This window comes from Arthrobacter sp. UYCo732, from assembly GCF_040547265.1.
GTDB lineage: Bacteria > Actinomycetota > Actinomycetes > Actinomycetales > Micrococcaceae > Arthrobacter.
Genome location: NZ_JBEPPJ010000004.1, coordinates 124,087 through 148,958, shown reverse-complemented (window position 1 = coordinate 148,958; position 24,872 = coordinate 124,087). Strand labels below are relative to the sequence as shown.

Genomic DNA, 24,872 nt, shown 5'->3' with positions numbered 1-24,872 from the left:
TGACAAGGAACAGATCACTACAATCACCTCCTCAGAGGCATCTCCGGTACTTAGCGGCTCTCTCGCGAGGAATTCCTCATGTTCGATCTGTTCAAAGACCTTGATATCTACAAAGGGATCCCTCCGTACGCCAGCGAACATTATGGTGTCTATCAGCCTCTGCTGGGGTGGGAATCGCGGCTGACGAAGAAATGGATTCAGCGCGGGGGAATCGTTGTTGATCCGCACATCAAGAAGATCCTGGACGGCCGGTTCAAACCCGGCCCGGAACTCGTGCAAAACGATCATCCCCTCGAATTTCTGGCGTTTCCCCTGCAGCCAGGCTCCGGGATATCTCCCTACTCCGTCGTGTTGACCAAAACGCTCAACAGTGAATTGCTGGTTGTCCTTCGGGATGCCATACAGGGATTTGTAGAACAACATGACGGCCGGCTGCCGCAGGGCGCGGAATGGAATGCGCTGATCGAAATCAACAATCTGATGGACCCCGAGGAAGGGCCGTTCCGAAAGGTCAACGATATACACCGGGCCCGCCTTAATCAGCAGATGATGGCCCAAGCCCAAGGGGGCCAGATCAGCGCAGAGATGCTGGCGACAACAAAGCAAGCCCACCTATCACTTATGCAGTACGAATCTCAGATCGCCGTCTTCCTGCTTGCCCACGCCGAGGCGCAGGAAGGGGCAGATCCCAACGAGCTGGCCAAGCTGTTTTCTGTCGTTACCGCCGCGCCGGCCGATGACATCCTCAGGCCGACCGACCCCTTAGCGAGCATCGACCCCCGCGCCTCGGGTGGAGCGCTCTCTCCTGTGGGCTTTGTGCACTTGTTCCGCCAGTACTTCTTCGATCTGGGAACGTTCCTGGGCGAAAGCGTCGAGCACGTTTGGCTCGCACCCGGAACAACAATCGAGCTCATCGAAGTCAGTACCCGAAGGTCCATCGTGGAGCACCAGGAGGAAAGTGCGACCGAGACCACTACCGCTTCTGAAGAGAGCAGCGCCGTGAAGGATGAGCTCAGTGATGCAGTGAAAGCGGAGAACAGCAGCAGCACCAAACTTGGTGTGTCGACCACCAATACCGTGAATTTTGGTGTCTACCAAGGCACGGCTTCTGCAAACTACGGGGTCGAGAGCAGCCGGAAAGAGGCCCGCGAGGCTACGCACAAGCAAAACCGGGAACAAGCGGAAAAGCTTTCTTCCCAGATCAAGCGGAGCTACAAGTCCATCTTCAAGACCGTGACCGAGACGACAGATGTGCGCAGCCGCCGATACCTGCTGCAAAATACTTCGAACAAACTCATCAACTACGAGCTCCGGCGCAAGATGCGCCGCGTCGGAGTCCAGCTTCAGGACATGGGAAACCAACTCTGCTGGCAGGTTTTCATCGACGATGCAGGAGTGTCCTTAGGACTTTCCGAACTGGTGCATTTTGCGGAATCACCGGACCTAGCCAACCTCAAGGATCCCGATATCGGCCCACCCCCGGCCAACATCGCCAAGAAAGTCACGGTACCAATTCCCTTCACGCCCATCCTCAACTACAGCAACTGGCACGCCAACTACGAGTTCGCCTATCTGGAAACCGGTAACACTGCGTACAAGGACAAGTTCCTTGGCACAGTCAAGGGCGATGACGATGACGACGACAGTCAGATCATCATGGGCCCCTTCACCTTCAAAATTGACCCTCCGCAGAGCAATTACGTCCTCACCGACGACATCCGGATCATCGGGCCCCAAGGTAATAAGCAGGCTGTGGTTAGGACGAAAACCAAGAACGCGGATGGCTCGTTCACCTTGGTACTCCAGTTCATCAACTTCGGCAAAGAAAATGTCCTCAACCTCGATTTAGAGCTCGTCTTCGCCCCTCAGGCTGCCGCCCTCACCGAATACGAGACAAACAAGATGAAGATCCAGGAGAAATTCGACGCCGAGCGGCAGCGCCTGCTGAAGAAGAGTTTCCTGGAAAGCGTCAGGAAACGCATTAAGGACGCGAGCAGTATCAGGTCCCGGGCGGCATGGGATCTTAGAGAAGAAGAGCGCACGGTCATATACCGTCAGTTGCTCCAGCGGCTGATGCTCGACAGCTGGGACATCGCCTCTAAGAATCAAAAAGACACGGACAACCTTCGGCTCAGCCACGTCCGCTCTGAAATCATCCGGGCCATTTTCGACGTTGACGGCATGCTCTACTTTGTCGCCCCCGAATGGTGGATGCCGCGGCGGCACAGAAGCCAGCTCGATCTAAAAGTGCAGGTTGGGGACCCTGCCATCGAATTGACGGATAACGACGTCGTCAAATGGGATGACGTGGAAAAACGGCCCGATAATTATCGGATTACGGAAGACTCTGCTCCCGCAAGATTCGGCAGTTCGCTAGGGTGGCTGCTCCAGCTGGACGGTGACAATCTCCGCAACGCGTTCCTCAACGCACCCTGGGTGAAGGCCGTCATCCCCATCCGGCCTGGGAGAGAGCGGGCTGCGCTCAACTGGCTGAAGAACATCGAAGGCCACGAGAACGATGGATGGAACACGCCCTACATTGGCACGGCTGAAGAGGATGCCGAATTCAACGGGAAGACCATCGGGGAAGTACTGGAGATCATCGCAGGCCGGTTGGAAAAGGAGAACGGCAAGATCGCCAACGTGCTGGAAGCAGACAAGGTCTTTGAAAAAGGGTTTGACCCGCTGGCGTCGGGCTTCGACGCCGGGCTGCCCGCCAACAAGGTCTTCAGTCAGTGGATCTCGATTCTTCCCACAGACCAAATCGTGGCATCGGAGTACGAGCCAAAAGACCTCACACGGTAGCCTCGGCGGGGAAACAAGCGATGGAACTAAGGGATATCACCCGGGAGGCATCACTGCTGAAGTCCTACAAAACAACCTACGTCGACAACCAGAATCATGAGCTTCTCAGGATGTACCGGGACAAGGGCCGACAATTCCCAATACTGACAGACCACCTCTTCTCACCGTTAGGAAGCTCGCCGGAGGAGTTGATCGGCTACAAACTGCGGCGAAACATGGACGACGCCGATGCCGGACGTTTCTTCGTCCTCGAGCGCACCGACAACCCGAGTGACCAGTCGAAAACTAGGCTTTTCTTCGTATGGGTGGCCCCAACGCTGGTCGCGCAATTCAAGACCGATCCGTCAAACGCGCCCCGGGTGAAAGTGAGCGTCATCTTTCATCCGCGAGCCGGTCTGGAAAAGTACCCCGCGTACTGGAAGGGGGGAATAGAGCCGCTCAAGGTACCCAACTTTCTGGAGCTCGGGATCAGATACCTTAGCAAGGAAAAGCACGTTGTTGCCCAGCATTTCTGCGCCGTCGCCGGGCCCCGGACGCCTGGCGCTGCCGGTATCGACAGCCCGAAAAGTTCCCTCGCTGTGATGGTCGTAGTCCCTGTCTCCAGCGCCAACGCGTTCGCCAGCCTGGGGAACCCGCTGGAGCTCGAAGAAGCGCTGCGGCACATTACGAAACGATGCTACGAAGGCGTGACTGCGAAGCTGATCCCGGCGACTGCGGTCACCCTTGAGAGGGTGGCCGTCTCCGGCTACAGCCGCAGCGGGGTGGTTCTTCGCACCCTCCTGGACAACGCCAGGGCAAACGAGCCGTTCATGCGCAACGTAGTGAAAGAGTTCTACGCCTTCGACGTGATGCTAAACGAGAACGACCCGCAGGGCCGCGTAGTCAAAACGAAAAAGCAGGGTTACGAAGAGTTCTGGTCGAGACTCACGGCCTGGCAGGGCGGCGACTCCGACAGGAGGATCCGACTTTACAGCGCGGAGCCGGCAACGGTCGCCTCAATCTACAGCGAGCTACAAAACCGTCTCAAGAAATACGGAGGCGGATATCAAAGCAAAGTTGGCTTCAGCTCCTTCAACGGCAAGATGCGAGGGGACGGTTCTGGAAAATACGCCAACCTAAGCGATGGCTACGAGATCTATTCCACGGACAACTCACGATCCCTCGCCGTCATGCCGTCGGGAAACGCGCTTGTTTACCTGTCGAGCGACAACCTCGTCAATCCCAACGGCTTTGCCACGGGAGGGACCTACGAACCGGCACTGGAGGGGCACAGCTGGTTCATTTCGCGACTACTCTCGCACGCCCTTTTCCACAGCGGTTTCTAGCTGCTCGGACGCGCATCGTCGATGGGTCCGTGGAGCTCAAGTATTGGACGTTCGGTCATCCATTGTCGCGTGAGGGGTGACAAATCAAATCTATCCAGTGAAATGAACTGCTGCCGCAGTCATGTCGCCCCGCCCCATCGCCTCCATGAAGTCGTGAGCCCAAACCCCTCATCCCCTTGGAAGACGACAGATGGAGCGCGCGATGTTTCTGGCAGCGGTGGACCCTGGCATCACCCCAAACGCTAATTTTCCCTTTCTTGAATCGCTGAAGCAGATCGGCGGGGGCATCCTGGTCGGCGCGTTCATCGTCATCGCGATCGTGGCGATCATCGGCGCCGCGATGCTCCTGACGGGGAAACTGAGTCAGTCGTCCCGCCTGGCTTCCGGCGGTGGCATGATCCTGCTCTGGACGGGCCCCGTGGCTGCGATCCTCGGCGGGATCAACGGCTATATCCTCTGGTCCCAGACGGCGTTCCACCTCGGATTCTAGGGCCGGCCTGTCATGCCGGTTCAGTGTGATCTGAACGGATGGTGGCCGCCCGGGTGCGGTCTCGTGTCTCAGGCGAACGACGGCATTCAAGGTTCCATCACGTCGTTCTTCGCGAACATCCTCCAGGGCACCGCATCTTGGATCTGGTCGTTTATCACGGGTGCTTTCAGTGTCTCGGACGTGGATGACTCGCAATGGACAGCGGTCGAAGGGCTGACGAGTTGGTGGGTTGTCGTGATGATGACGCCGCTGGTCGTGGTCATGATCCTCCAACTGCTGTCCGGACTGATCAGCCAGCAGCCCCGCAGGCTGGTGCGGGCCATGGTGGGCGGCGCTGCCGCTATCCCGATGGTGGCCGGTGCCGTCTACCTGGTCCGCCAGCTCACTAAAGTCAGCGATTCGGCGTCGACGGCGCTCCTGGGGTCCATGGGCACGGATCCCTACGTGCTGTTCATGCGTCTCTTCGGCTTCGAAAAGGCCCCGGCGGACTCCGGCAGGGAGTGGAACGTCGTGTCGTTATCTCCAGGTACGAGCGGCGGCGCAGCCGGGGCGGTCGTCGTCACGGCGATGGCGGTCATTGTGGTCTGGGCGCTCGCGTTCGTTCTGATGTGTTCCATGATCTTCCGGTCGTTCGCGCTCATCGTGCTCGCCGCCGTCGCCCCGGTCGCTCTGATGCTGATGCCGTGGGAGAAGACCAAGTCGTTGACCCGCCGGTGGTCAGAGATTGTGGTGGCACTGCTCCTCGCGAAGCCGTTGGCCGCGACGGTACTCGCGGTGGCGATCAAGCTCTTTGCAGACTCGAAGTCGTTCGCCGGACTTGCCGCCGGCGTGGTCGGCATGGCTCTGGCGTGCGGCGCCCCGCTGATGGCCATGCGCCTGGTGAGCTTTGCTGGTGGTGAGTTGGCAGCGGCCGCGCAAACGGCAGGCGGCGGCCACGTTCTGTCCCGGAGTTCTGGCTTCGCTGCGCGACAGGTGAGCCGCCAGACGGGCGGTCGCTTCACGCTGGCCGGTTTGGCGGGCCGCTCAGCGATGAACCGTCCCATTCAGTCGAGCCGGCCGGACTTTCCCACGAGGACGCTGCCGCCCCGGGCGCCGCTGCCGGGGATCGGGACAGGTCCGACGCCGTCGCAGTCTCCCGGCGGTAGCGGCACTGCTGTGATGCCCGACGCCGGTCCGTCGTCTTCGGGCCACATGTCACCTGGTGCGCGGAACGGGCATGATACGCCGCAACCGAATGCAGGCACGTCGCCACGCGGACCGAAGCCCGGTGCGAACCGTGAGCCGCCTCGACCGCCGTCGGCCCAGTCCTCAACTGATCCCAACGTCGTTCCCGCAGCCGTTCCGCCTGTCCGGCCTCCGAGCCCACGCCAACCCATTGTCCAACCACCGAAGGATGGTGATTTCCATGTCTGAAAATTCGCGGGCACTCGAGGCTGTGAAGTTCCCACGCTATGAGCGCCGAGGCCTGTTCATGGGTTTGAAGTGGTACCAGTTGCTCTTCTTGGCCGGCGGTGTCCTGGTGGCCAGCACGGCATCGGCGGTCAGCGGCCCTGCTGGCATATTCGCCTCGGGACCGATGTGGCTGTCACTGCTACTCCTCGGGTTGCTGCAGTACTCTCGGATTCCGTACCCGGTCTGGGCCGGCCAGGCCACGCTGTTTTTCGTCAGAGTAGCAACGAAGCAGACCCGTTTTCTGGTCAGGCCGGAACGGGCAGCGTTGGCTGGTCGTCTGGCACTTCCTGGCGGATTGGGGAACCTTGAGCTGCGCCGGACGACGGGCGGCGAGGCGTTTATCGTGGATGCCCGCGCCCGGGAGGCCATCGCCGTCTTGCGTTGCAGCACCAGATCCTTCGCGCTCCTGGACGGTGACGACAAGGCCTGGGCCGTTCAGTCGTGGTCCCGGGTGCAGGCGGGGCTGGCTCAACGCAGCAGTGTCGCCAGAATCGCTGTGCAGGATTACACGGTCCCGTACCCCTCGTCCGCTCTGCGCGACTTCTATGACCGCACCGTCCCGAAGACTGGCAGCGCTGACAATCTCACCTGGGGGCAGCGCGCGTACGAGGACCTCATCTCCGCAGCCGGCTCTGCGATGAGCCACGACCTGCTGCTGGCGCTTGTTGTGGACACTGCCAAGGCCCGGCGCCGGATCAGGGAGTCCGGTGGCGGACTGGCCGGCGTCGAACGTGTCCTGCGGCTGGAGGTCGAGGCCATGACCACAGCCCTGGGCACCCATAGCGTCAAGGTGGAGGAGTGGCTCCCCGAGGCAGGCCTCCTCGACGTCGTCCGCGGCGCCTTCGATCCGGAAGCCGTGTCAGCGTCTGTCCACCAGAACCACGGCGACCCCAAGGCTGCGGCTCTCCCGCCAGGTCCCATGGCGGTCGAGGAGCACTGGACGTACATACGAACTGATTCCGGCGTTCACCAGACGTTCTGGATCGCTGAGTGGCCACGGCAGAAGGTCTTTCCGGGCTTCCTCCATCCGCTGATCTATGTGGGCGACTTCCGCCATACCGTGACCGAGGTGATCCGGGCAGTGCCCACAACCGAGGCATTGCGGGACATCCGCTCCGCCCAGGAAGCCCATGAGACCAGGCGTCGGATCAACACCCGTTTCGACAGGCCACTGACCCGCGAGCAACGAGCCGAGGAAGAAGAGGTCGCCCAGCGCGAGGAGGAGATCGTCGCCGGGCACGGAGACGTGAGGCCCGCTGCATACGTGACCATCACAGCGGCCACGCTTGGGGATCTGGCGCGGCATCGGCAGGAACTGGAATCGGCCGCCGCAGGAGCTTTCGTCGAGCTACGGCTGTTGGCCGGACAGCAATGGGCGGCGTTCGTCGCCGGCGCATTGCCGTTCGGGCGAGGCTTGCGATGAGGCGGGCAAGTCAGTCGGTTCAATTCGTGCCGGCTGGCGGGAGCCGCGAGGAGCGGAAGGAACGACGGCGGCGCGCTGCTCCGGCTGATAGCTCACCGTGGGTAGCGGCGCTTCACGGCTTGGGCGACGGGATCGGCGGCGGGCTTGATGCCCGCGAACGAGCCGGCGACTGGGGGAGCCGGGAACCCTCCTCGTTGCGCGGTCCGCATCGTCTGCGCCCGGCACCACACCGCGCGTCCACCCTGACCTTCGCCGCGGCGTATCCGTTCATCACCGAATCCGGCTTGGGACATGAGGGCACGTACATCGGCACAGACGTGTTCGGCTCCGGCGCGTTTGCCTACGATCCCTGGATTCTGTATGACAAGGGCGTCATCAGCGGCCCCTCGATCGTGGTCATCGGCACCGTGGGGACGGGGAAGTCGATGTGTGGAAAGTCTTTGGTGGCCAGGTCCATCACGCTGGGGCGAAAGGCCGCCGTCGCCTCCGACCCCAAAGGCGAATGGGTCGCCGTCGCCAACGCCGTTGGCGGCAAGGTCATTTCCGTCGGCCCCGGTCGCGCTGCACGGGTCAACCCACTCGATGCCGGGCCGCGGTCCAGCGCCCTCAGTGAGGCACAATGGCACGCCGTGGTCCGCCAACGCCGCCGCTACCTGCTGGTGGCGCTGGTATCACTGATGCGGCAGGGAATGCCGCTGCGTCCGGTGGAGCACACTGCCCTGGACATGGCCCTCATGGAGACCGTCGCCCAGAACTCGAATCCGACGCTGCCGATGGTCCTGGACCACCTGTTGAACCCGTCAAAGGAAACGATCGGGCTTGTGGGTAAGGACGGGGGACTGGCCGTCAGCCACTCGCTGCGGCGCACTGTTTCCGGTGACCTGGAGGGCATGTTTGACGCGCCCTCTACGGTTGCCTTCGATGCGGACGCGCCCATGATGGTGATGGACACGTCAGCCATGATCGGCGCCTCGGAGCAAGCGCTGTCACTCGCGGCCGCGTGCGGCGCAACCTGGCTGGAGGCAGCGGTGACCAACCCCGACGGCGGCAAACGGCTGGTGGTTTACGACGAGGGTTGGCGCATGCTGGCCGATCCGTACATGCTCGCCAAAATGAGCGAGCAGTGGCGGCTGGCCCGCACCTATGGCATTGCGAATCTGCTCATCATGCACAAGGTCGCCGACCTCAACGAAATCGGAGACAGCACCAGCGGGCACCGCCAGAAAGCCTTGGGACTGCTGACCGAAGCCGATACCAGGATCATCTACCGGCAAAAGCACGACGCTATGCGCCTGACCAAGGAAGCGCTCGGGCTGTCCGAGGCCGAATGCGAGCACGTGGAGAACCTCCCCAAAGGCGTTGGCCTCTGGAAAGTCGGGAACCGCTCCTTCATCGTCGCCAACCGGGTCACCACCGATGAACTCGAAGTCTTCGGCACCGACGACCGGATGATCTGAGGCCGGGCGTGAATCGGCGAAGCACCGACAACCCCCTGGTCACAGCAGGCCTGATGACCGCAGCCGGCTACGTCTGCCTGTGCTTCCTCATCCAGGCAGCCGCCCAAGTCCTGACGCACTGGCGCTGCGGCGACAGCCCGCCGTCGCCCTTCAACCCAGGCGCCGCCGTCGGCCTCCTCATTGACCGGATCGACTGGATAGTGAGCCAACCACCGGGGTGCGACGTCCGGACCGGCGCCGTCTGGTGGATCCTCGGCCCGCTGCTTATTCTGGCGGCTTCGCTCGCCGGCGGATCTTACCTCGCCTGGAGGAGATGGAAGCAATCCGGTGCATGGCTGCGCCAGGACATCCTGAACCGCGACGGGATCGCGCGCCGTGCCGAGATCCGCCAGGATTTTGGGGCAAGGGCCGTTCGGCGGCGCGGCAAGTTCACGCGGCCAGGCCTGGCCAATCCACGGATCCAGGACGTGGCATGGACGTTGGGCCGTTCCCGCGGTGTCACGATTCATGTCTCCACGGAGGAATCGATGGTCATCCAGGGTGCTCCGCGCTCCGGCAAGGGCCTGTACGTGGTCATCAATGCGATCCTCGATGCACCGGGCGCTGTTGTCACCACGTCGACACGGGCCGACAATCTGGTGGTCACCATGAAGGCCCGTGCCACCGGCGGCAGGCCCGTCACCGTGTTCGACCCGCAAGGCATGTCCGGACTGCCGACAACACTGCGGTGGTCTCCCGTCCGCGGATGCGAGGACCCTGACGTCGCGACGCGCCGCGCTCTGGTGATCACCGCTGACACGGAGATGAAGGGAGAGAACGCTGCATGGCAAAAGCGCTCCCTGATCATCCTCCAGTGCCTCCTTCACGCCGCTGCCTTGTCCGGGGAGGGAGTCCGCGCGTTTCGTCGCTGGTCTTCCAGCCCGGTCCTGGCACGTGAGGCGCTGGAGGTTCTCAGCCGGCCGGAGTCCGCCGTTGGTTGGCAGGCCGATCTGATGGGCATCCTCGAGGATGACCCCCGGAACACGTCCAATTCCTGGATTGGTGTCTCGGCCGCCGTCGCGCCGTTGTCCTCGCCAAGGGTACTGGCCGCACTGGACCCTCGGGATGAAACTCACGAATTCGACCCCAAGGAATTCATCCGGAGTTGCGGAACCCTGTATCTAATTGGCACCCGTGCGGGAGCGGCCGCAGCAGGGCCGTACCTTTCGGCCCTGATCGATGACATCGACAACGCCGCACGCGAAATGGCGTTTGTCGCTCCTGGAGGGAGGCTGGATCCGCCCTTGTCCCTTGTTTTGGACGAGATTGCCAATCTGGCGCCGTGGCCGGGCCTGCCCATCGCCCTTTCTGACGGCGGCGGTATCGGCATCTCAACCCTGGTGGTTCTTCAATCCCTGTCCCAGGCCCGTACCGGCTGGTCCATCGATGAGGCAGCCACGATCTGGGACTCGGCCATCATCAAAGTCATCTTCGGCGGCGGCTCCGACGAGCGTGACCTGCGCGCGCTCGCCGGGCTGTTGGGGGAGCGGAGCCTGACCCTGAACACGCGTTCCTGGTCGGCACAGGGCCGGCAGGATGGCGAGCAGATCAGGGAGAGCCCGGTCCTGCCGCTGCATGAGATCAGGCGCTTACCGGCTGGCACAGCTCTCATGCTGGGCCGCCGAACCCGGCCCATCCTTTTGGACCTGCGCGAATGGCACAAACGTAAAGACGCTGCCGAGCTCGGCCGGTCCAAGCTGGAGCTCGAACAGACCTTGGCAGATGGGCACCGTCGGCGACAGACACCAACTGAGGAGCCGGTCGATGACCAGCCGTGACGAGGTCGAACGCTTCGAGATCCCGTCCGGCGGAGCGGATGACGATGACCTGACGGCCGAGCTCTTCCGCTCTGCATTCCGGCCGCCGGCTCGCACATTCGGCGTGACATACCGCTGGCGGGAATTGACGGCTGAGCAGGCCGGTAGCGTTTGGCGTTCTTTGGCGGTCTGGGTCCGATGGTTTGTCGCCACGTACCAGCTGACGGCGTCGGTCATTCCGGATTGCTGGTGGCGGCACTCTGAAATTGTCGCCGAGCTCTACGCTCTGCAGCGGGCGGAGCTGGCTTCGTTCGCCAGCGACGATCCCGGTTTCGGGCCGCTGGCCTTCCACGAACGGCTGCCGCACGCCGTCGAGCGTCTGCGGATGCATAACCGGACGGCCGGGTGCGTCGGCCTGCAGGCGCACAAGGAACCGAGGCTCAGAACCCTGCGTCCTGACGCGCCGGACTTCGCCGGGTGGCAGACGGCTTCCCACCAGATCGGGGACGAATTCTGAAGTCAAGCTGTTAGCGCACAGCAAGGCCAGACGAGCGACACATCTGGCCTTCGGACTCCTGCGGCCTACCGGCCGGAGGCGACGAGACGGAACGGCACGGAGCGGACATGAGATTGCTGTCGATACTCTGGCACCGTAAGCAATGTCAATAGGGGAAAATATGAACAAACCTGGTGCGTGTCAGTTCTTTCGCATCATTGGCCTAGCAATGCAGGGAGTAGGCGGTGCTATCTACTTCGGCGCAGTCTTGAGCTCCCTGAGTTGGACGTCTATCCTCTCGGATGCCAGCGGCTCATCCGTCGGTATGGCTAATGGTGCAATCATTGCGCTCATCGGTTGGATAGTCCCTCTCAGCGGCATAAGTAGGGCCGGCGCGGGCATTGACTATCTCGTTAATGCTGCGCTTGTGGCGCTGATTCCGATTGACGGGCGGGAAACAGGAAAGCAGGGTGGCGAGCAGCGACGAATAGCCCCTGTGGTCCCGGACTGTTTTGAGGCTGTCCGGGACTTCTTAGCCTTACTCGACGGATATGTCGGTTGTCTCTCATTTTATATGAGGGCCGTTTGATTTCCGGGGCTCGGCTAGACAAGGCCAGCTGTGGTGCGGGTTCGGCTACGATGCGATTACCTGCTGCACCGAATTTGGGGGAATTAATTGAACAATGCAGATGCTGGTCACCCTTCAACGCCCAAGGGGAACTTGCCTTATAAGCCCGACCATAGTTGCGGGCTTGGTTGTCTTGGTTTTCTTGTTCTGTGCGGCATTATCGCCGGAATCAGCACGATTTTCACTGCATGTCAGTCCTCACAACCGTCACCCCCATCGTCCAAGACGGAGTACTCTGCCGAGACTTACTGCGAGAAGGAGATAGCGCGGGGTGTCCAGAATGTGTTGAACCAGCGCGGTGACATCCAGTACAAGCACCTGGGCGTGGGTATTTTGGGAAATGAATACAAAGTGACGTCTGTCGTTAACGTCGAGGGCATAGCCAGTGGCAACCGCCAGAGCCGGTGGATTTGCCGGATCGAGTGGACAGAGTCGTCTAAGACCTGGAAAACGCTAGGGGTGACTACTACGGGCTAGGTAATTCGGGGGCAGGACGCCCCGGACAATCACGAACTCGGTCAGGCCACCCACCAGGGGTCCGGCAACTTCACACGCAGGTCCAGCAGGTCCGGTCTGCAGGGAGCTGCCGTGGTCCACCTGACCGGCTGAGCGGACCCGCGCGTACCATGTTGCCTACTCCTACGGCTGTGTGAGCCGTCTGTCTTCGGAGCTGACTGGTGTTGGTTGGTTAGAGTGCGGCCCACTTGCTGGCCCTTGGAGTGTCCGGTCTTTGTCATCTCTGGCCCTTCTTGGTGGGTCTGATTCTCGGTCAAGAGCAACAAAGATCCATCAAAACACCGGCCAAATATTTGTCCATAAATATCGGAAGGCCACGCCCGGGTGCGTGCTTCAAGCTGTGGATGAGGATTTGCGGAAAGAATATTTAACCCGCACGAGCGGTAAAGCGTTTCCGTAGGTGGGAGGGGTGCAATTCGTGGAGAGATTTTTTATCCACAAGGTAAGCAACACGCTGTGCACCAGTGCCCACACTTGTTGCACAGGTTATCCACAGGACTAAGGATTCCGGGGATGGGTTAATCGCCGGTCTTCCAGTTACCGTCTTTCCTATGGACTTCCTTTCCTTCTTCAACGGCTTCTTCGCCTGGAGCCAGACGCCCCTGGGCGCAAACATTGTCGGGCCGCTGGTGGTGGTCCTCGCCACCGCTGTTGGCGTCCTGTTCATCAAGTTCATCCGGTCTATTCCGGACAGGTTTGACCGCTGGCTGAGGAGGAGAGTGGGGCTGATGTGAGCCGTTGGTACCGTTCCAGCCTGACGGAGGGGGCCGCGGTCACGCTGACTCGTAGTGGTGGCGAGCTATCGGTCCTGGGTGGCAGAGCACGACGCGGACAACCTTCCGGCTTTGATCAAGTCCTCGCGGAAGCGCTGGCTGCGGGCATGCCCTTCGTCGGGGCGAGGCTGCTGGCCACGCGGGCGGCCTGAGGATCCACGATGCCCAGGGAGTCCGGTTGGGTGCCGCTTCGTTTACTGTTACACCCGCCAGGGCACGTCCGTGGAGTTTAACTTCACGCGGATAGCAAACCTTCGAGAGGGTGAGTTGGCGGATCCGGCATTGATGGATGCATTCCTTCAACGACGAGCAGATATCCCCGAGCTGACAGCTGCTGCTTCCACTCTGCGGACAAACCGGTTGCGCGCAAGCGACCCAAGGTGCCCCTGTCGTCGTTAACTCCCGACTTAATCCTTTGCCCAGTTGCTGCACTCGCGGCTCTGCGTCAGTAGCCGCTACGCTGCTCCAGGTCGTGGATACAATCCGATGCAGGGCAGGCCGATCCATATAGGGCAGAAAACAACACCCAGCGGATCGCTTTGTGGTGACGTGCGACAAACGCCCGTGATTGAGCGGTGCTCGAATGCTGAAGTCATGCTGTTCCGGCCTCTCAGGACATGAACAGGTATCCGCGGGGTAGTCCGGCGGAATCCGAAGAAGCATGGAGGGTGGCTGTCGTGGCCCCTGAACTTGAAGGCGTATCGAGCGGTGTGGCAACAGTTGCTACGCCAGGCCCGAGCGAGTCTGCCAATCCGCGCATGACGCCGGAAGAGCGCATCTCTGCCTTGACGGAAGGCCTCCATCAGATCTTGGAAAAGGCTGTTGAATCCCCATCCCACTGGCAGGTGCTGCTGGACGCGTCGGCAACGTTGTGGCGATACTCGGGCGGCAATGTTGCCCTGCTCATGATGCAGATGGCCCAACGCGGAACCGAAGAACCCACCTTGGTGGCCGGTTACAAGGAATGGGCTCGCCACGGCCGCACAGTGGTGCGGGGTGAACACGCGCTCTGGGTGATCGCGCCACGCACGGCCAGAGTCCAACAGGTGGCGCTTCCTGACGGTACACGGCAGCGCATCCCTGCAGGTGAGCATGTGCCCCATGGCGCCGTCGAGGATGGAAAGAAGACGGTCATCACGGGCTGGCACGGCCAAGCAGTCTTCGACGTCTCACAAACACAGGGAACTCCGCTGCTGGTGCCCCGCGGCGGTGCCGAATCTGTGGTGGGCGCAGCTGATCTCTGGGGATCTCTCACAACGGTCGCGGGCCGACATGGGTTCAACGTCGACGTGACAGACGCCCAGTACGGGCTGACGAGCGGCTTTACTGACTTCAGCGATCATAGGGTCCAGGTCGGTGCCTGGCTCAGCTCCGAAGAGCGGATGGCCGTCCTTGCTCACGAACTTGGACACGTGTTGCTTCACGGGCCGGACGATGCGGTCGGCCGGCTCTACGGCAGCAGCGCGGATCATCGTGGACTGGCGGAGGTAGAGGCCGAGTCAGTTGCCTACACAGTGCTGAAGGCACACGGGATCGACCGCGGTCCGCAGTCCGCAAGCTACCTGGCCGGATGGGCTGACGCCGTCATCGAAGCGGAAAAGGATGCGATGGCCCATGACCGCAACAGGAAGCTACCGGCATCCCGAGCAGATATTGCGAAGTCCGTACTTGGACGCGTGACCGCTGCCAGTAAGGGAATTCTCGAAATCACACACCCGCCGGGATTCGGCGGCAAAGTCAACAGTTTCGACGCGGACCCACGGTTGAGCCCGGCAGCCGCCTACGCAGGTGTGGAACAACCTTTGCGATCGGCTGACGGGCCGGTGATGGCTGGGCCGTGAGGCCGACCGCAACTATTTTGTCCGGCGGGAGAGTCCCGCCGGCTGTGGAAAGGACAAGAACCATGGGAACTAAAATCCCGATTAGTATCGCTGGCAACCTGGTTGCCGATCCCGAACTCAGCGTCGGCGAAAGCGGTGTGGCTCACGCTAAGCTTCGCGTCGCAGTCAACCAGCGAATTCAGGGCGCGGATGGCAGTTGGCACGACGGAGAACCCGTCTTCCACAACGTCTCTGCGTTCCGTGCACTGGCCGAGAACTCGGCGAGTTCCCTGCGAAAGGGCGACCCGGTCACGGTCGCGGGCGAGCTCGAATTCCGCTCGTATGAGAAGGACGGCGAACGCCGCGAAGCTCGACGCATTGTCGCCGACACCATCGGACCGGATCTCCGCTTCGGCACCACGGTGTACCAGCGCATGTCACATGCGCCAGTTGCGGCGCCGGATGTTGACGTGCGTGCGCACCTTGATACGCCCGTTGCGGCAGAGGCTGCTACGCCGGGATACAACGTCGCGTCAAAGAGCCCGGTGGTGGTGCCCCCTTTCGGCCCAGCAGCGGGGACTGAAATGAGCTACTGAACTGGTTCCGACACATCCCAAACGAAATGGTACGCCGCAGCGCTTTTAGCAGCCCCTTCACGGGGACTGAGTCGGTCTTCCGGTGAGGGGGTTACTCAAGGCCAAGGCGGCTACACGCCAGAAACGATTTCATCGCAACGTGCCTTATTTTTGAACACGTTGGCAGGGTACGAGCCCGCCGGGAAATTCTGTTCTATGACGTCGAGAAGGCGACGAGCTTCGCTTGGGACCTTGTTGAACTTGTCACTGAGGTCCACATCGGGATTTGCCAATTTATTTCGGCCGATGTCACCGAGAACCAAGTGCGATATCAACAGTCGGCCGTGAATTGCAATGCCGCTTCTAATGCCAGAGGCCGCGGCCGCCTCCTTGTCGAGGGTCTTCGCAACTGCGTTTACGACATCGACTGCGCGTTGGACTAGCAGTCCATGGACGGATGGATTGAAGAGTGACTTGTAGGTTCCAGATTCTCGATCGAAAAGTCTTGAAACTTCTCTTTTGGCGAGGACGGCGTCGGCGATGTTGCCAGTGGCGCAGGCAAGGGCCACAGCCACCTGCCGCACATCAAGGATCTTTGCCGCGTCTTTACTTGACGGACGCTCGCCGGAGCGAAGAATGTACTCATAGCCCAATAACCTGAGTTCTTGTCCCAGTCGGTGCTGTTGAGCATCGAGGAAGGCAAAGTCTTGAACAGCGACAACATTTTGCGTATTTGCATACCGCGTTATGTTTCGCGCGAGGAGCTCCTGCTCTTCACTCAACTCGATGATCCGAATTGCTACGTACGCCATATTAAGCTCGGCCTCATGGCCAGCTTTAAGTACCGACCCAAGAGTTGAAACTGTCTGCGCTCCATTCACAATGCTAATTCCTCGTAGACGAAGAAGCGCCGCTTCCGTTGAACCCGCCCCCGCTAAGGCCTTCTCGATTTTGGTGGCCAGGACTGTGATGCCGTTGTTGTAGTACCAGAAATTCTCGGGTTCTGACAATACGGTGCTACGAATGCCGTCGTTGATCTCAGACTTTGGAAGAACCACTCGTATGTTCTCAGCAAAAAGTTCCTGCCCATGAGCTGAGTACCAGGCGGCTATTTCTCGAGCTGAGACCCTACCGAAGTAGGCAGCAACGGGTTCGGACTGCCGTCCCCAGTTCAATAACTGGAGGTCTGCGTCGATTGCAGTATGTGGATTCGAACCTATAGCCCGAAAGAGAACCGACTGGGTAAAGACCGAGTACTCAGCGATCTTATTATCGTCGCCCACGTCGTTTAGGATTCCAAGAAGGTCTTCCAATGGTTGCGCCACTTCTGAGCTCAAATTATCGGTTGCAGTAGTTGCAACAATTATCTTGAGTGAGGCGCCCGGGGTCTGCATAACAGTTTGAACAGCGATCCGCATCTCCTTGGAGCACGGCGGAAGTCCGGTGCCATCGATATCTAGAATGTATTTGACCCCATTTACAAACTTAAGCACGCCGGCCAAGTCTACGGACCCGGTCCCATCGTGTCTCCATTTTGACTGGACAACGACAACTATGTTGTTAGCTGAATCGACGCCGATTGCATCGATCCCTCGGTCTTCAGCTCCGTCGGTGATTTCCACATTGTAGGTCGACGAATCTGGATGATCAGTGAGAGCCATGCCCACAGCATGGAATGCCAGGAGACGTGACAGATTGTTGCGTTCGTCGAGATTAGATTTCCAGTGTTCTTTTTCGTACTCATTACGGAGATGGGTTGCTATCTGACGTACGTGGAGGGTGCTCAAATTTTCACTTTCTGCTTGGAAGGTTGTTACTGCGTTCTACTTCGATACCACCGACCTGCGCCTGCAACTCTTCATAAACCACTTCGCTCAGCATCCCTAGCAGAGCGTGCATTTTAGTCTTATCCCCCAAGGCCTGCAGGCTCAGGTTGTAGTGGCTGTCCATGGAGTTGGAGACTGCTTCCGTGACTGCTGACGCCAGATGCGGGCTGCTGCCGAAGTGTCTCCGGGAGTTGTTTTGAGCCTGCTTTTGTAGGGTCTCGTTCTTCACCAGTTCGCGCCGCACACCCTCGACGAAGTGCGCCACAGCGTCCAGCTCTTCGCCCTCGAACGGCAGGTTGGCCTGCTGGATGACCTCTTCCCAGGTCACCATGATGGGATCCTTGGCCTCGCCGGTTCCCGGATCCGTCAACGGCTTCAACAACTCTCCTTCACCGGAGAGCTGCAGCTGTGCTTTGCCTTTGTCCTTGAGCGCGTACTTGGCCAGGACCACGCCGGAGAGGTCCAGCGCCACCTTGGCGTCGTTCACCCGCAGCACCGGCATCAGGTGTCGGTAGTAGATCGAGCGCTTCTCCAGGTCCGTGTCGGCGTAGTCGTAGATCTGGGAGAGGAAGTCGTAGGCGCGGACGAAGGAGCCCAGATCCTTGCGGAACAGATCCAGCCCATCCTGGGCGGCTTTGTCACCATCGGCCACGGCTTCGTTGTATCGGGTGTTGAAGCGGGACTTGGCAGGTGCCACCCAGCTGGAAAGGGCGTTGTTCCCGGCTTCCAACACATAGGACTTCACCAACCCGTCCACCTCGGACTCGAGGTAGATCTGCGCGGCGTCGAGTTTGGCCTGCAGGTCGTGCACCACGTTCGGGTTGGACACGTCCTCCAGAGCGGCCTCGCGGAAGTACGGCTGGAAGGAGGCGAGAATTTCGTCCGGGTCGTTGACGAAGTCCAACACGAAGGTCTGGTCCTTGCCGACGGCGGTCCGGTTCAGCCGCGACAGCGTCTGCACCGCGGAGACGCCGGAGAGTTTCTTGTCCACGTACATGGCGACGAGCAGCGGCTGGTCGAAGCCGGTCTGGAACTTGTTGGCAACCAGCATGATTTTGTACTCGTCGGTGGAGTACGCCTCGGGCAGCGTCCGGCCCTTCAACCCCGGATTCATGTTCAGCTCGGTGAATGCCTCGGGACCCGACTCATCGTCGGTCACCTCGCCGGAAAAGGCGACCATCGTGCCCAAACCGGTGTAGCCAGCGTCGAGGATGTATTTGTCGATCGCGAGCTTGTACCTCACGGCTTCCTTGCGGGAGCCGGTGACCACCATTGCCTTGGCTTTCCCGCCGAGGCGCCAGGCGACGTTTTCGCGGAAGTGCTCCACGATTACCTGGACCTTTTGGCTAATGTTGTACGGGTGCAGCTTCACCCACTTCATCAGCGACTTCAGGGCCCCGGACTTCTCCACCTGGCTGTCATCCGAGTCGTAATCCCGTCCGTCGTGAGTCAGCCTGTACGCCACCTTGTAGCTGGTGTAGTTCTGCAGCACATCCAGAATGAAGCGCTCCTCGATGGCCTGCTGCATGGAGTACAGGTGGAACGGCTGCGGCAGCCCGTCAGTGCCCTTGCGGCCGAATAGCTCCAGGGTCTTGGCCTTCGGCGTGGCGGTGAACGCGAAGTAGCTGATGTTCTTCGCGTCCGCCCGTTTCGCCATTTCGGCCGCCAGATAGGATTCGACGTCGAACTCGCCGCCGTCGTTGACGTCCGCCAGCTCCTCGGCGGAGAGCACCTGCTTGAGTTTGTTGGCGGTGGACCCGGTCTGCGAGGAGTGCGCCTCGTCCGCGAGGATCGCGAAGTTGCGGCCCTTCAGCGCCTGGGATTCGGCAATGGCTTTCAGCGCGAACGGGAAGGTTTGAATGGTGACGATGATGATCGGTGTCCGCGCTACCAGGGCCTCGGTAAGTTCCGCGGACTTGGAACCGGCGTTGCCGCGGATGGGGACCACGACCCCGGACTTGTGCTCAATCTGGTAAATCGCGTCCTGCAGCTGTGCATCCAGGACGGTCCGGTCCGTCACGACAATCACGGAGTCGAAGATCTTCTTATCCTGGGCGTCGTGGAGGGCGCTGAGCTGGTGCGCGGTCCAGGCGATGGAGTTGGTCTTGCCGGAACCGGCGGAGTGCTGCACCAGGTAGCGGTGTCCCGGGCCCTCGGTGCGGGACGTCTCGATCACCTCGTTGACGACGTCCCACTGGTGGTAGCGCGGGAAGAGCAGGGACTTACGGACTTCGCGTTCGCCGGTGACGGGGTTGGTTTTGTCGCTGATCTGAAGATGCAGGAACTTGCCGAGGATGTTCAGCCACGAGTCGCGCTGCAGGACCCTTTCCCAGAGGTAGCTGGTCGCCGAACCCTTGGGGTTGGGCGGATTGCCGGCCCGGCCGTTGTCCCCGAGGTTGAAGGGCAGGAAGTAAGTATCCTTGCCCTTGAGCTCGGTGGTCATCTGGATCTCGTCGTTGCTGACGGCGAAGTGCACCAGGGCGCGGCGGCCGAAGGACAGGAGCGGCTCGTCCTTGTTCTTCCCGTTCCGCGGCAGTCGGTCCTTGCGGTACTGCTCGACTGCGTCATTGATGTTCTGCGTGAAGTCCGTCTTGAGCTCGATCGTCGCGACCGGCAGGCCGTTGACGAACAGGACCAGATCGATGCTCTTCAGGGTGTCGACGGTGGAGTAGCGGACCTGGCGAAGGACGCGGAGGCGCACCTTGCTGTACTGCTCCAGGGTCTCCGGGTTCAGCCCCATGGCCGGCCTAAACTGGCACATCTCGAACTTGGCCGCGACGTCCTTGAACCCCGTGCGCAGGACGGACAGCATCCCGGCCTCCTTGGCTGCAGGCTTGTCCAGGACCTTGCACAGCCGGTCCAGCAGGAGGCGCTTGGCGACCTCGTGCTCGGCGGGGGAGTCCGTGGGCTTCAAGACCTTCGCCAGCTGCACCGGCTGCGTATCCTGCAGCCATCCGAAGACATCCTCCGGGATGAGCGCGAGCTTTGCATCGTACAGCTCACTCGCTTTCCGGTGCGGCTCGTAGATCCAGCCCTCGGCCGCGAGTGCCTGGCAGATCTCCTCTTCGAAGACTATTTCGTTGTGCTGCGCCATGCTGTTTCCCCCTAGAAACTGTCGAAAAAGTCCTGGTCCAGCTTCTTCACGATCACCGTGCGATCGACCTGGACGCCGACGCCGTACTCGAACATGAGCGACGCCAACCGCTGGCCGTCGATGAGGATCAGGGTGTAGTGCGCTGTGTCGCGGGCAACGGCACGCGCTCCAGTTGTGAACGTCGAAGTTGTGATGAAGATGCCCTTGGTGGCTCGAAACTGGCCCAACGCGCCGCTAAACGCCTGCACCTCGGGTGCCCCGACATTGTTCCCCTCGGAGTAACGCTTAGCCTGGAGATAGACCCGGTCGAAGCCCAGAGCATCCTGCCAGACAATGCCGTCAATGCCCTTGTCTCCGGAACGTTGCGTGGGCTTCAGGTTGTCTTCACGATCTGTTCCGTAGCCAAGCGCTCTTACGACAAACGGAATGAGGCGCTCGAAGGCGTCGGGAGAGAGTTCGAGCAGATTGCGGTAGATCTCGTCGATGACAACTTGGTTGAGTGCGTCCGCGGACGCTTCCAACGACTCAGACGGATCGGAATCCGCCACGGACGACGCGGCAGACTGGGATGCTTCTGAACCCACCGTGAGCCCAACTTTGGGCCGACTCGACTTCTTGCTGTATTGCCGGTAAGACTCGTACTCCATGAGCGTCTGATAAGTAATAGGTGAGGTGGCCGAAACGCGGCGAAGTCCCTCCTCGCTGATCCTGTACTGACCGCGGGCTTCTCTAACAAGCAGCCCAGCCTTCATTGAGTCAAAGACGGCCCAATAGATGCGGTTCGACCACCGGGCCTCGCCAGAGGACATGATTTCGCTCATGTCCTCCTGCGTCAGACGGGTTCGCTTCGCCACCGCTTCGCGAATCTCAGCATTGCGCCGGGTTTGCCCGTCCGTCATTTCTCGAAGTACGGGGTCGATGAATCCATGCCACTGAGGCAACGTCATAACCATGCTGCTCCTTCTCGAACGTCGATTTTGCCGGTGACAGCAGCGGAGATGAGGGCGGAGCGGCGCTCAAGTAGAAGTGATATACCTGCCTTAGCCCGTTGCATCAGACCATCAATCCGTCGGACGGCCGTATCAAGGAAGTCAACGATGCGCTGCTGTTCGTCTCGGGAGGGCGCTGTGAGACGAAGCTCTATGAGTTTGCTGGCCTTGAGGCCTAACGCAGTCGATCCCGTAGCCCGCTCTTCAAGCTGAGCTTGAAAGTACGGGGAATTCGCGGCGTAGGCGGCAAATGCCGGTACCAACTCTGCCTTTGGGCGGAATTTGATGACGCGCTGAGCCAGGGCCACCTTGGGATCGTCGATGAGGGCAAAATTTCCCAGCGGGGCCTCCATGGTCATGAGGATGTCACCGATTGCGGGAATTCCCCGGCTCATAACGCTGTCGTAGTCTTCCACTGCAACGTATTCCGTCGATGCCGAGTAGTCGATGAAGCCCTTCCGAACATTCTTGGCAGTTACAAGGAAGATGCCGTCGTCGGTCTTCTTCGGGGTTGCGCCGCGGTAGTCCACGCGACCGGCCATATAGTGACACATGGGTTTCTGTGTCCAGTGAGCCGGGATGGCGCCGAGCCACGGGATGCCGGAGGGTTTGGTGGGGGCGGTGGGGTCGAGGCCTTTGGTGACGGCGTGGGTGATGCTGGCCTGGCGCTTCTCGGCGAGCAGTTCGATGAGCCGCTCCTGCTTGCCGATCAGGTCGTCGATCTGGGACGTTTCGTGGTCGAGGAAGGCTATGATCTGTTGCTGTTCCGCAAGTGATGGCAGCGGGAAAGAGAAGTCCTTCGTGAAGAGGTCCGGTACGCGCTTCAAACCTCCGGCTCCAGTCATGGCCGACTTACCCAGTTGCTTAAATCGGTCTTCGGTCAGGACGTAGAAGAGGAACCGGTTCAGGATTCGCGAGTTGGCTCGGGCCACTGTGATTTCGGTGGTGCCGAAGCCAACGCCCTCAGTGAGTCCTGACATGATTGCGGCTTTGCCGTTCTCGAAGCATGGAGTGACCTTGGCAAATGCCACATCTCCCTCTTGGAAGAACGAGTATCCGTTTCTAACGGCTTCAACTGGCCGCGTTTGATCCAAGCGGAGAGACGCGTCCTCGCCGATTGCCTCCATCGGCAGAAATGATGCCTCCAATTCGGGGTGGAACGTTAGCCATGCGGGCGCCGTTGGGTTGAGTTCCGCCACATAGCGCACGCGCGTCGAAGGCCAGCTCACTTCTCGATCTCAGCCAGGAGAGTGGTGATCGCGGCGATGAGCGTGTTCAGGTCGGCGTCGATTTCATCCAGCGACCGGGGTGCGACGTACTTGTAGAAGTGGCGGGTGAAGGGGATTTCGTAGCCGATTTTGGTCTTGGAGTCGTCAATCCAGGCGTCGGGAACGTGGGGGAGGACTTCCCTCTCGAAGTAGGCCTTGATGTCCTCGCCCAGGGGCACGTTCTCGGTGTCGCGGAGGTCCGTGTCTGCTTCGGGCGTGCCCTTGGGTCCCTTGCACACGTCGGCGGTGTCGTCGCGTTCGGAGAGCCCGGCGAGGACAGCTTTCAGGACCGGGGCGCCGAGCTTGAGGCCGGCGCCGGCCAGAGCCGGCTTAAGGATCTTGAGGCAAGCGTCACGGTTCTTCCAGAGTTTGGTTTCGCCTTCGCCGAGGCGGGTAAGAGTCTTTTCCAGTAGCTGTCGGTCGTCGTCGGACAGTTTTTCGATCGGTTTCTGCGCCAGGACGGCGTCGATGCGCTCCGGGGTGCAGGCGAAGTTGAGCTTGAGGGGCCGTTCCACGGTAATGGTGGAGTAGCCGAAGTCCTGGTTGTTGAAGATCTTGGAGGTCTCGCCGTCGTCCTCGAAAGTGCCGTAGAGCTGCACGATCTTGGCAATGTCCTTGGGGCCGAGTTCCTTGCGTTTGGAACCGAGGCTTTTGCGCATCTTCTGGAAGAAGTCGACTCCGTTGATGAGCTGGATCTTGCCGGCGCGTTCCGGGTGTTTTTGCTTCTTGCTGTTGGAGAGGATCCAGATGTAGGTGGCGATGCCGGTGTTGTAGAACATGTCCGTGGGCAGGGCGATGATGGCTTCGACGAGGTCGTTCTCGATAACGTATTTGCGGATCTCTGACTCGCCAGAGCCGGCGCCGCCGGTGAACAGCGGGGAGCCGTTTAGGACGATGCCGATGCGGGAGCCGCCGTCGTGCGCGGGCCGCATCTTGCGGATCAGGTGCAGCAGGAACAGTAGCGAGCCGTCGCTGACGCGGGGGAGGCCGGGCCCGAAACGGCCCTCGAAGCCGTGGAGGTCATGTTCCTTCTGGATCTGCGGCTGGATCTTCTTCCACTCCACGCCGAAGGGCGGGTTGGAGAGCATGAAGTCGAACTGCCGGCCAATATTCTGGTCGTTCGCCAGGGTGTCGCCGACCGAGATTTTGGAGATGTCCTGGCCCTTAATGAGCAGGTCCGACTTGCAGATGGCGTAGGACTCATCGTTGATTTCCTGGCCGTACGCGACCAGAGACGCGCTGGGGTTCAGGGAGTGGAGGTGTTCCTGCGCGACGGTGAGCATGCCGCCCGTTCCGGCGGTGGGGTCGTAAATGCTGCGGACGATACCCTCTTTGGTGAGGACGTCGTCGTCGTAATTCAGCAGGAGCTGGACCATCAGCTGGATGACCTCGCGCGGGGTGAAATGCTCACCGGCGGTCTCGTTGGAGGCTTCGGCGAAGCGGCGGATGAGCTCCTCAAACATGAGGCCCATCTCGATGTTGCTGATGGTTTCCGGGTGGAGATCGATCCCCGCGAAGTCCCTGGTGACGTGGTAGAGCAGGTCTGAACTGTCCAGCTTTTCGAGGGTCTTGGCGAACTCGAAGCGCTCGAAGATGTCCCTAGTGTTCTCCGAGAAGCCCTGGACGTAGCTGAGGATGTTGGCCTTGATGTTGGTGGGGTCATCCAGAAGCTTGGCGAAGCTGAACTTGGAGGTGTTGAAGAAGTTGTGGCCGGAGGCCTTCTGCAGGAACGTGTCCAGCGGGATGTTCAGGTCCTTCTTGGCTTCTGCTTCCTTCAGCACGGCGTCCTTGGTGTCGGCGAGGACGCAGTCCAGGCGGCGGAGGATGGTGAAGGGCAGGACTACCGAGCCGTACTGTGCCGGTTTGTACGTGCCCCGCAGAATGTTCGCGATGCTCCACACCAGGTTGGCGTTGTTGTTGCCGGCCACTGCTCCCACTTCCCTTGTCGCAGACAGTGGGGCGCGCTGGCTTCTTGACGTGCCGCCTGCGGCGTCCCCATTGCCGTGCAGCGTTTCTCGGTCACGCACGTACTTGTTATGCATTCTATGTGGACAGACAGACACTATCCGGCGCGTGGCTTTGCACGGTGTGGCATGGGCGACCGAGCTTGCGATGAGGCTCCGGCCGATTGCTACCTCC

Annotated in this window: 16 protein-coding genes; 11 read left to right on the top strand and 5 right to left on the bottom strand. The window is 60.7% G+C overall.

Going from position 1 to position 24,872, the window contains the following annotated elements; genetic code table 11:
- Nucleotides 1-78: 78 nt before the first annotated feature.
- From ABIB45_RS08660 to ABIB45_RS08610, 11 genes are all read left to right on the top strand, one after another.
- Entirely contained in the window at nucleotides 79-2,805 is a 2,727-nt protein-coding gene (locus ABIB45_RS08660) for a hypothetical protein (RefSeq protein ID WP_354215462.1), read from the top strand.
- 20 nt (nucleotides 2,806-2,825) lie between these two features.
- Nucleotides 2,826-4,130, top strand: coding sequence for a diacylglycerol kinase catalytic domain-containing protein (locus tag ABIB45_RS08655; RefSeq protein WP_354215461.1), 1,305 nt, complete (start codon nucleotides 2,826-2,828; stop codon nucleotides 4,128-4,130).
- 202 nt (nucleotides 4,131-4,332) lie between these two features.
- Entirely contained in the window at nucleotides 4,333-4,620 is a 288-nt protein-coding gene (locus tag ABIB45_RS08650; protein WP_354215460.1) for a hypothetical protein, read from the top strand.
- Nucleotides 4,621-4,683: 63 nt separating this feature from the next.
- A complete protein-coding gene (locus tag ABIB45_RS08645; RefSeq protein WP_354215458.1) occupies nucleotides 4,684-6,033 on the top strand; it encodes a type IV secretion system protein in 1,350 nt (449 codons plus the stop codon).
- On the top strand, nucleotides 6,026-7,495 hold the full coding sequence (locus tag ABIB45_RS08640) for an SCO6880 family protein (RefSeq protein WP_354215457.1): 1,470 nt from the start codon (nucleotides 6,026-6,028) through the stop codon (nucleotides 7,493-7,495). Before ABIB45_RS08645 ends, ABIB45_RS08640 begins: the two co-directional genes overlap by 8 nt.
- Nucleotides 7,496-7,521: 26 nt before the next feature.
- A complete protein-coding gene (locus ABIB45_RS08635; protein WP_354215456.1) occupies nucleotides 7,522-8,952 on the top strand; it encodes a putative type IV secretion/conjugal transfer ATPase in 1,431 nt (476 codons plus the stop codon).
- Between the two features lie 8 nt (nucleotides 8,953-8,960).
- On the top strand, nucleotides 8,961-10,769 hold the full coding sequence (locus tag ABIB45_RS08630; protein ID WP_354215455.1) for a type IV secretory system conjugative DNA transfer family protein: 1,809 nt from the start codon (nucleotides 8,961-8,963) through the stop codon (nucleotides 10,767-10,769).
- Nucleotides 10,756-11,265 carry a hypothetical protein gene (locus ABIB45_RS08625; RefSeq protein ID WP_354215454.1) on the top strand — a complete coding sequence of 170 codons (510 nt, stop codon included), beginning with the start codon at nucleotides 10,756-10,758 and terminating at the stop codon, nucleotides 11,263-11,265. Before ABIB45_RS08630 ends, ABIB45_RS08625 begins: the two co-directional genes overlap by 14 nt.
- A gap of 1,674 nt (nucleotides 11,266-12,939) precedes the next feature.
- Nucleotides 12,940-13,122: a hypothetical protein gene (locus tag ABIB45_RS08620; protein ID WP_354215453.1), complete on the top strand. Its 183-nt coding sequence runs from the start codon at nucleotides 12,940-12,942 to the stop codon at nucleotides 13,120-13,122.
- A gap of 716 nt (nucleotides 13,123-13,838) precedes the next feature.
- Nucleotides 13,839-15,002, top strand: a complete 1,164-nt coding sequence (locus ABIB45_RS08615) for an ArdC-like ssDNA-binding domain-containing protein (protein ID WP_354215452.1) — start codon at nucleotides 13,839-13,841, stop codon at nucleotides 15,000-15,002.
- Between the two features lie 62 nt (nucleotides 15,003-15,064).
- Nucleotides 15,065-15,577 (top strand): single-stranded DNA-binding protein, encoded by a 513-nt coding sequence (locus ABIB45_RS08610; RefSeq protein ID WP_354215451.1) that lies wholly within the window; start codon nucleotides 15,065-15,067, stop codon nucleotides 15,575-15,577.
- Nucleotides 15,578-15,687: 110 nt separating this feature from the next.
- On the opposite strand, the gene ABIB45_RS08605 is transcribed toward ABIB45_RS08610, so the two are convergent.
- The 5 genes from ABIB45_RS08605 to ABIB45_RS08585 form a co-directional block, all read right to left on the bottom strand.
- On the bottom strand, nucleotides 15,688-17,217 hold the full coding sequence (locus ABIB45_RS08605; protein WP_354215450.1) for an AIPR family protein: 1,530 nt from the start codon (nucleotides 17,215-17,217) through the stop codon (nucleotides 15,688-15,690).
- 130 nt (nucleotides 17,218-17,347) lie between these two features.
- A complete protein-coding gene (locus ABIB45_RS08600) occupies nucleotides 17,348-20,476 on the bottom strand; it encodes a type I restriction endonuclease subunit R (RefSeq protein WP_354215449.1) in 3,129 nt (1,042 codons plus the stop codon).
- Nucleotides 20,477-20,487: 11 nt separating this feature from the next.
- Nucleotides 20,488-21,423 (bottom strand): restriction endonuclease, encoded by a 936-nt coding sequence (locus tag ABIB45_RS08595; RefSeq protein WP_354215448.1) that lies wholly within the window; start codon nucleotides 21,421-21,423, stop codon nucleotides 20,488-20,490.
- Entirely contained in the window at nucleotides 21,420-22,445 is a 1,026-nt protein-coding gene (locus ABIB45_RS08590) for a restriction endonuclease subunit S (RefSeq protein ID WP_354215447.1), read from the bottom strand. The genes ABIB45_RS08595 and ABIB45_RS08590 overlap by 4 nt, the downstream gene beginning before the upstream one ends.
- Nucleotides 22,446-22,690: 245 nt before the next feature.
- The gene (locus ABIB45_RS08585) at nucleotides 22,691-24,661 is read right to left on the bottom strand and encodes a type I restriction-modification system subunit M (RefSeq protein ID WP_354215446.1); all 1,971 of its coding nucleotides are present in this window, start codon (nucleotides 24,659-24,661) and stop codon (nucleotides 22,691-22,693) included.
- Nucleotides 24,662-24,872 lie beyond the last annotated feature (211 nt).

Bases quoted from the DNA above. Each gene is read 5' to 3' on its own strand.
- ABIB45_RS08660 (WP_354215462.1), top strand. From the start codon at position 79: ATGTTCGATCTGTTCAAAGACCTTGATATCTACAAAGGGATCCCTCCG.
- ABIB45_RS08655 (WP_354215461.1), top strand. From the start codon at position 2,826: ATGGAACTAAGGGATATCACCCGGGAGGCATCACTGCTGAAGTCCTAC.
- ABIB45_RS08650 (WP_354215460.1), top strand. From the start codon at position 4,333: ATGTTTCTGGCAGCGGTGGACCCTGGCATCACCCCAAACGCTAATTTT.
- ABIB45_RS08640 (WP_354215457.1), top strand. From the start codon at position 6,026: ATGTCTGAAAATTCGCGGGCACTCGAGGCTGTGAAGTTCCCACGCTAT.
- ABIB45_RS08625 (WP_354215454.1), top strand. From the start codon at position 10,756: ATGACCAGCCGTGACGAGGTCGAACGCTTCGAGATCCCGTCCGGCGGA.
- ABIB45_RS08620 (WP_354215453.1), top strand. From the start codon at position 12,940: ATGGACTTCCTTTCCTTCTTCAACGGCTTCTTCGCCTGGAGCCAGACG.
- ABIB45_RS08610 (WP_354215451.1), top strand. From the start codon at position 15,065: ATGGGAACTAAAATCCCGATTAGTATCGCTGGCAACCTGGTTGCCGAT.
- ABIB45_RS08605 (WP_354215450.1), bottom strand. From the start codon at position 17,217: ATGGCTCTCACTGATCATCCAGATTCGTCGACCTACAATGTGGAAATC.
- ABIB45_RS08600 (WP_354215449.1), bottom strand. From the start codon at position 20,476: ATGGCGCAGCACAACGAAATAGTCTTCGAAGAGGAGATCTGCCAGGCA.
- ABIB45_RS08595 (WP_354215448.1), bottom strand. From the start codon at position 21,423: ATGACGTTGCCTCAGTGGCATGGATTCATCGACCCCGTACTTCGAGAA.
- ABIB45_RS08590 (WP_354215447.1), bottom strand. From the start codon at position 22,445: ATGTCAGGACTCACTGAGGGCGTTGGCTTCGGCACCACCGAAATCACA.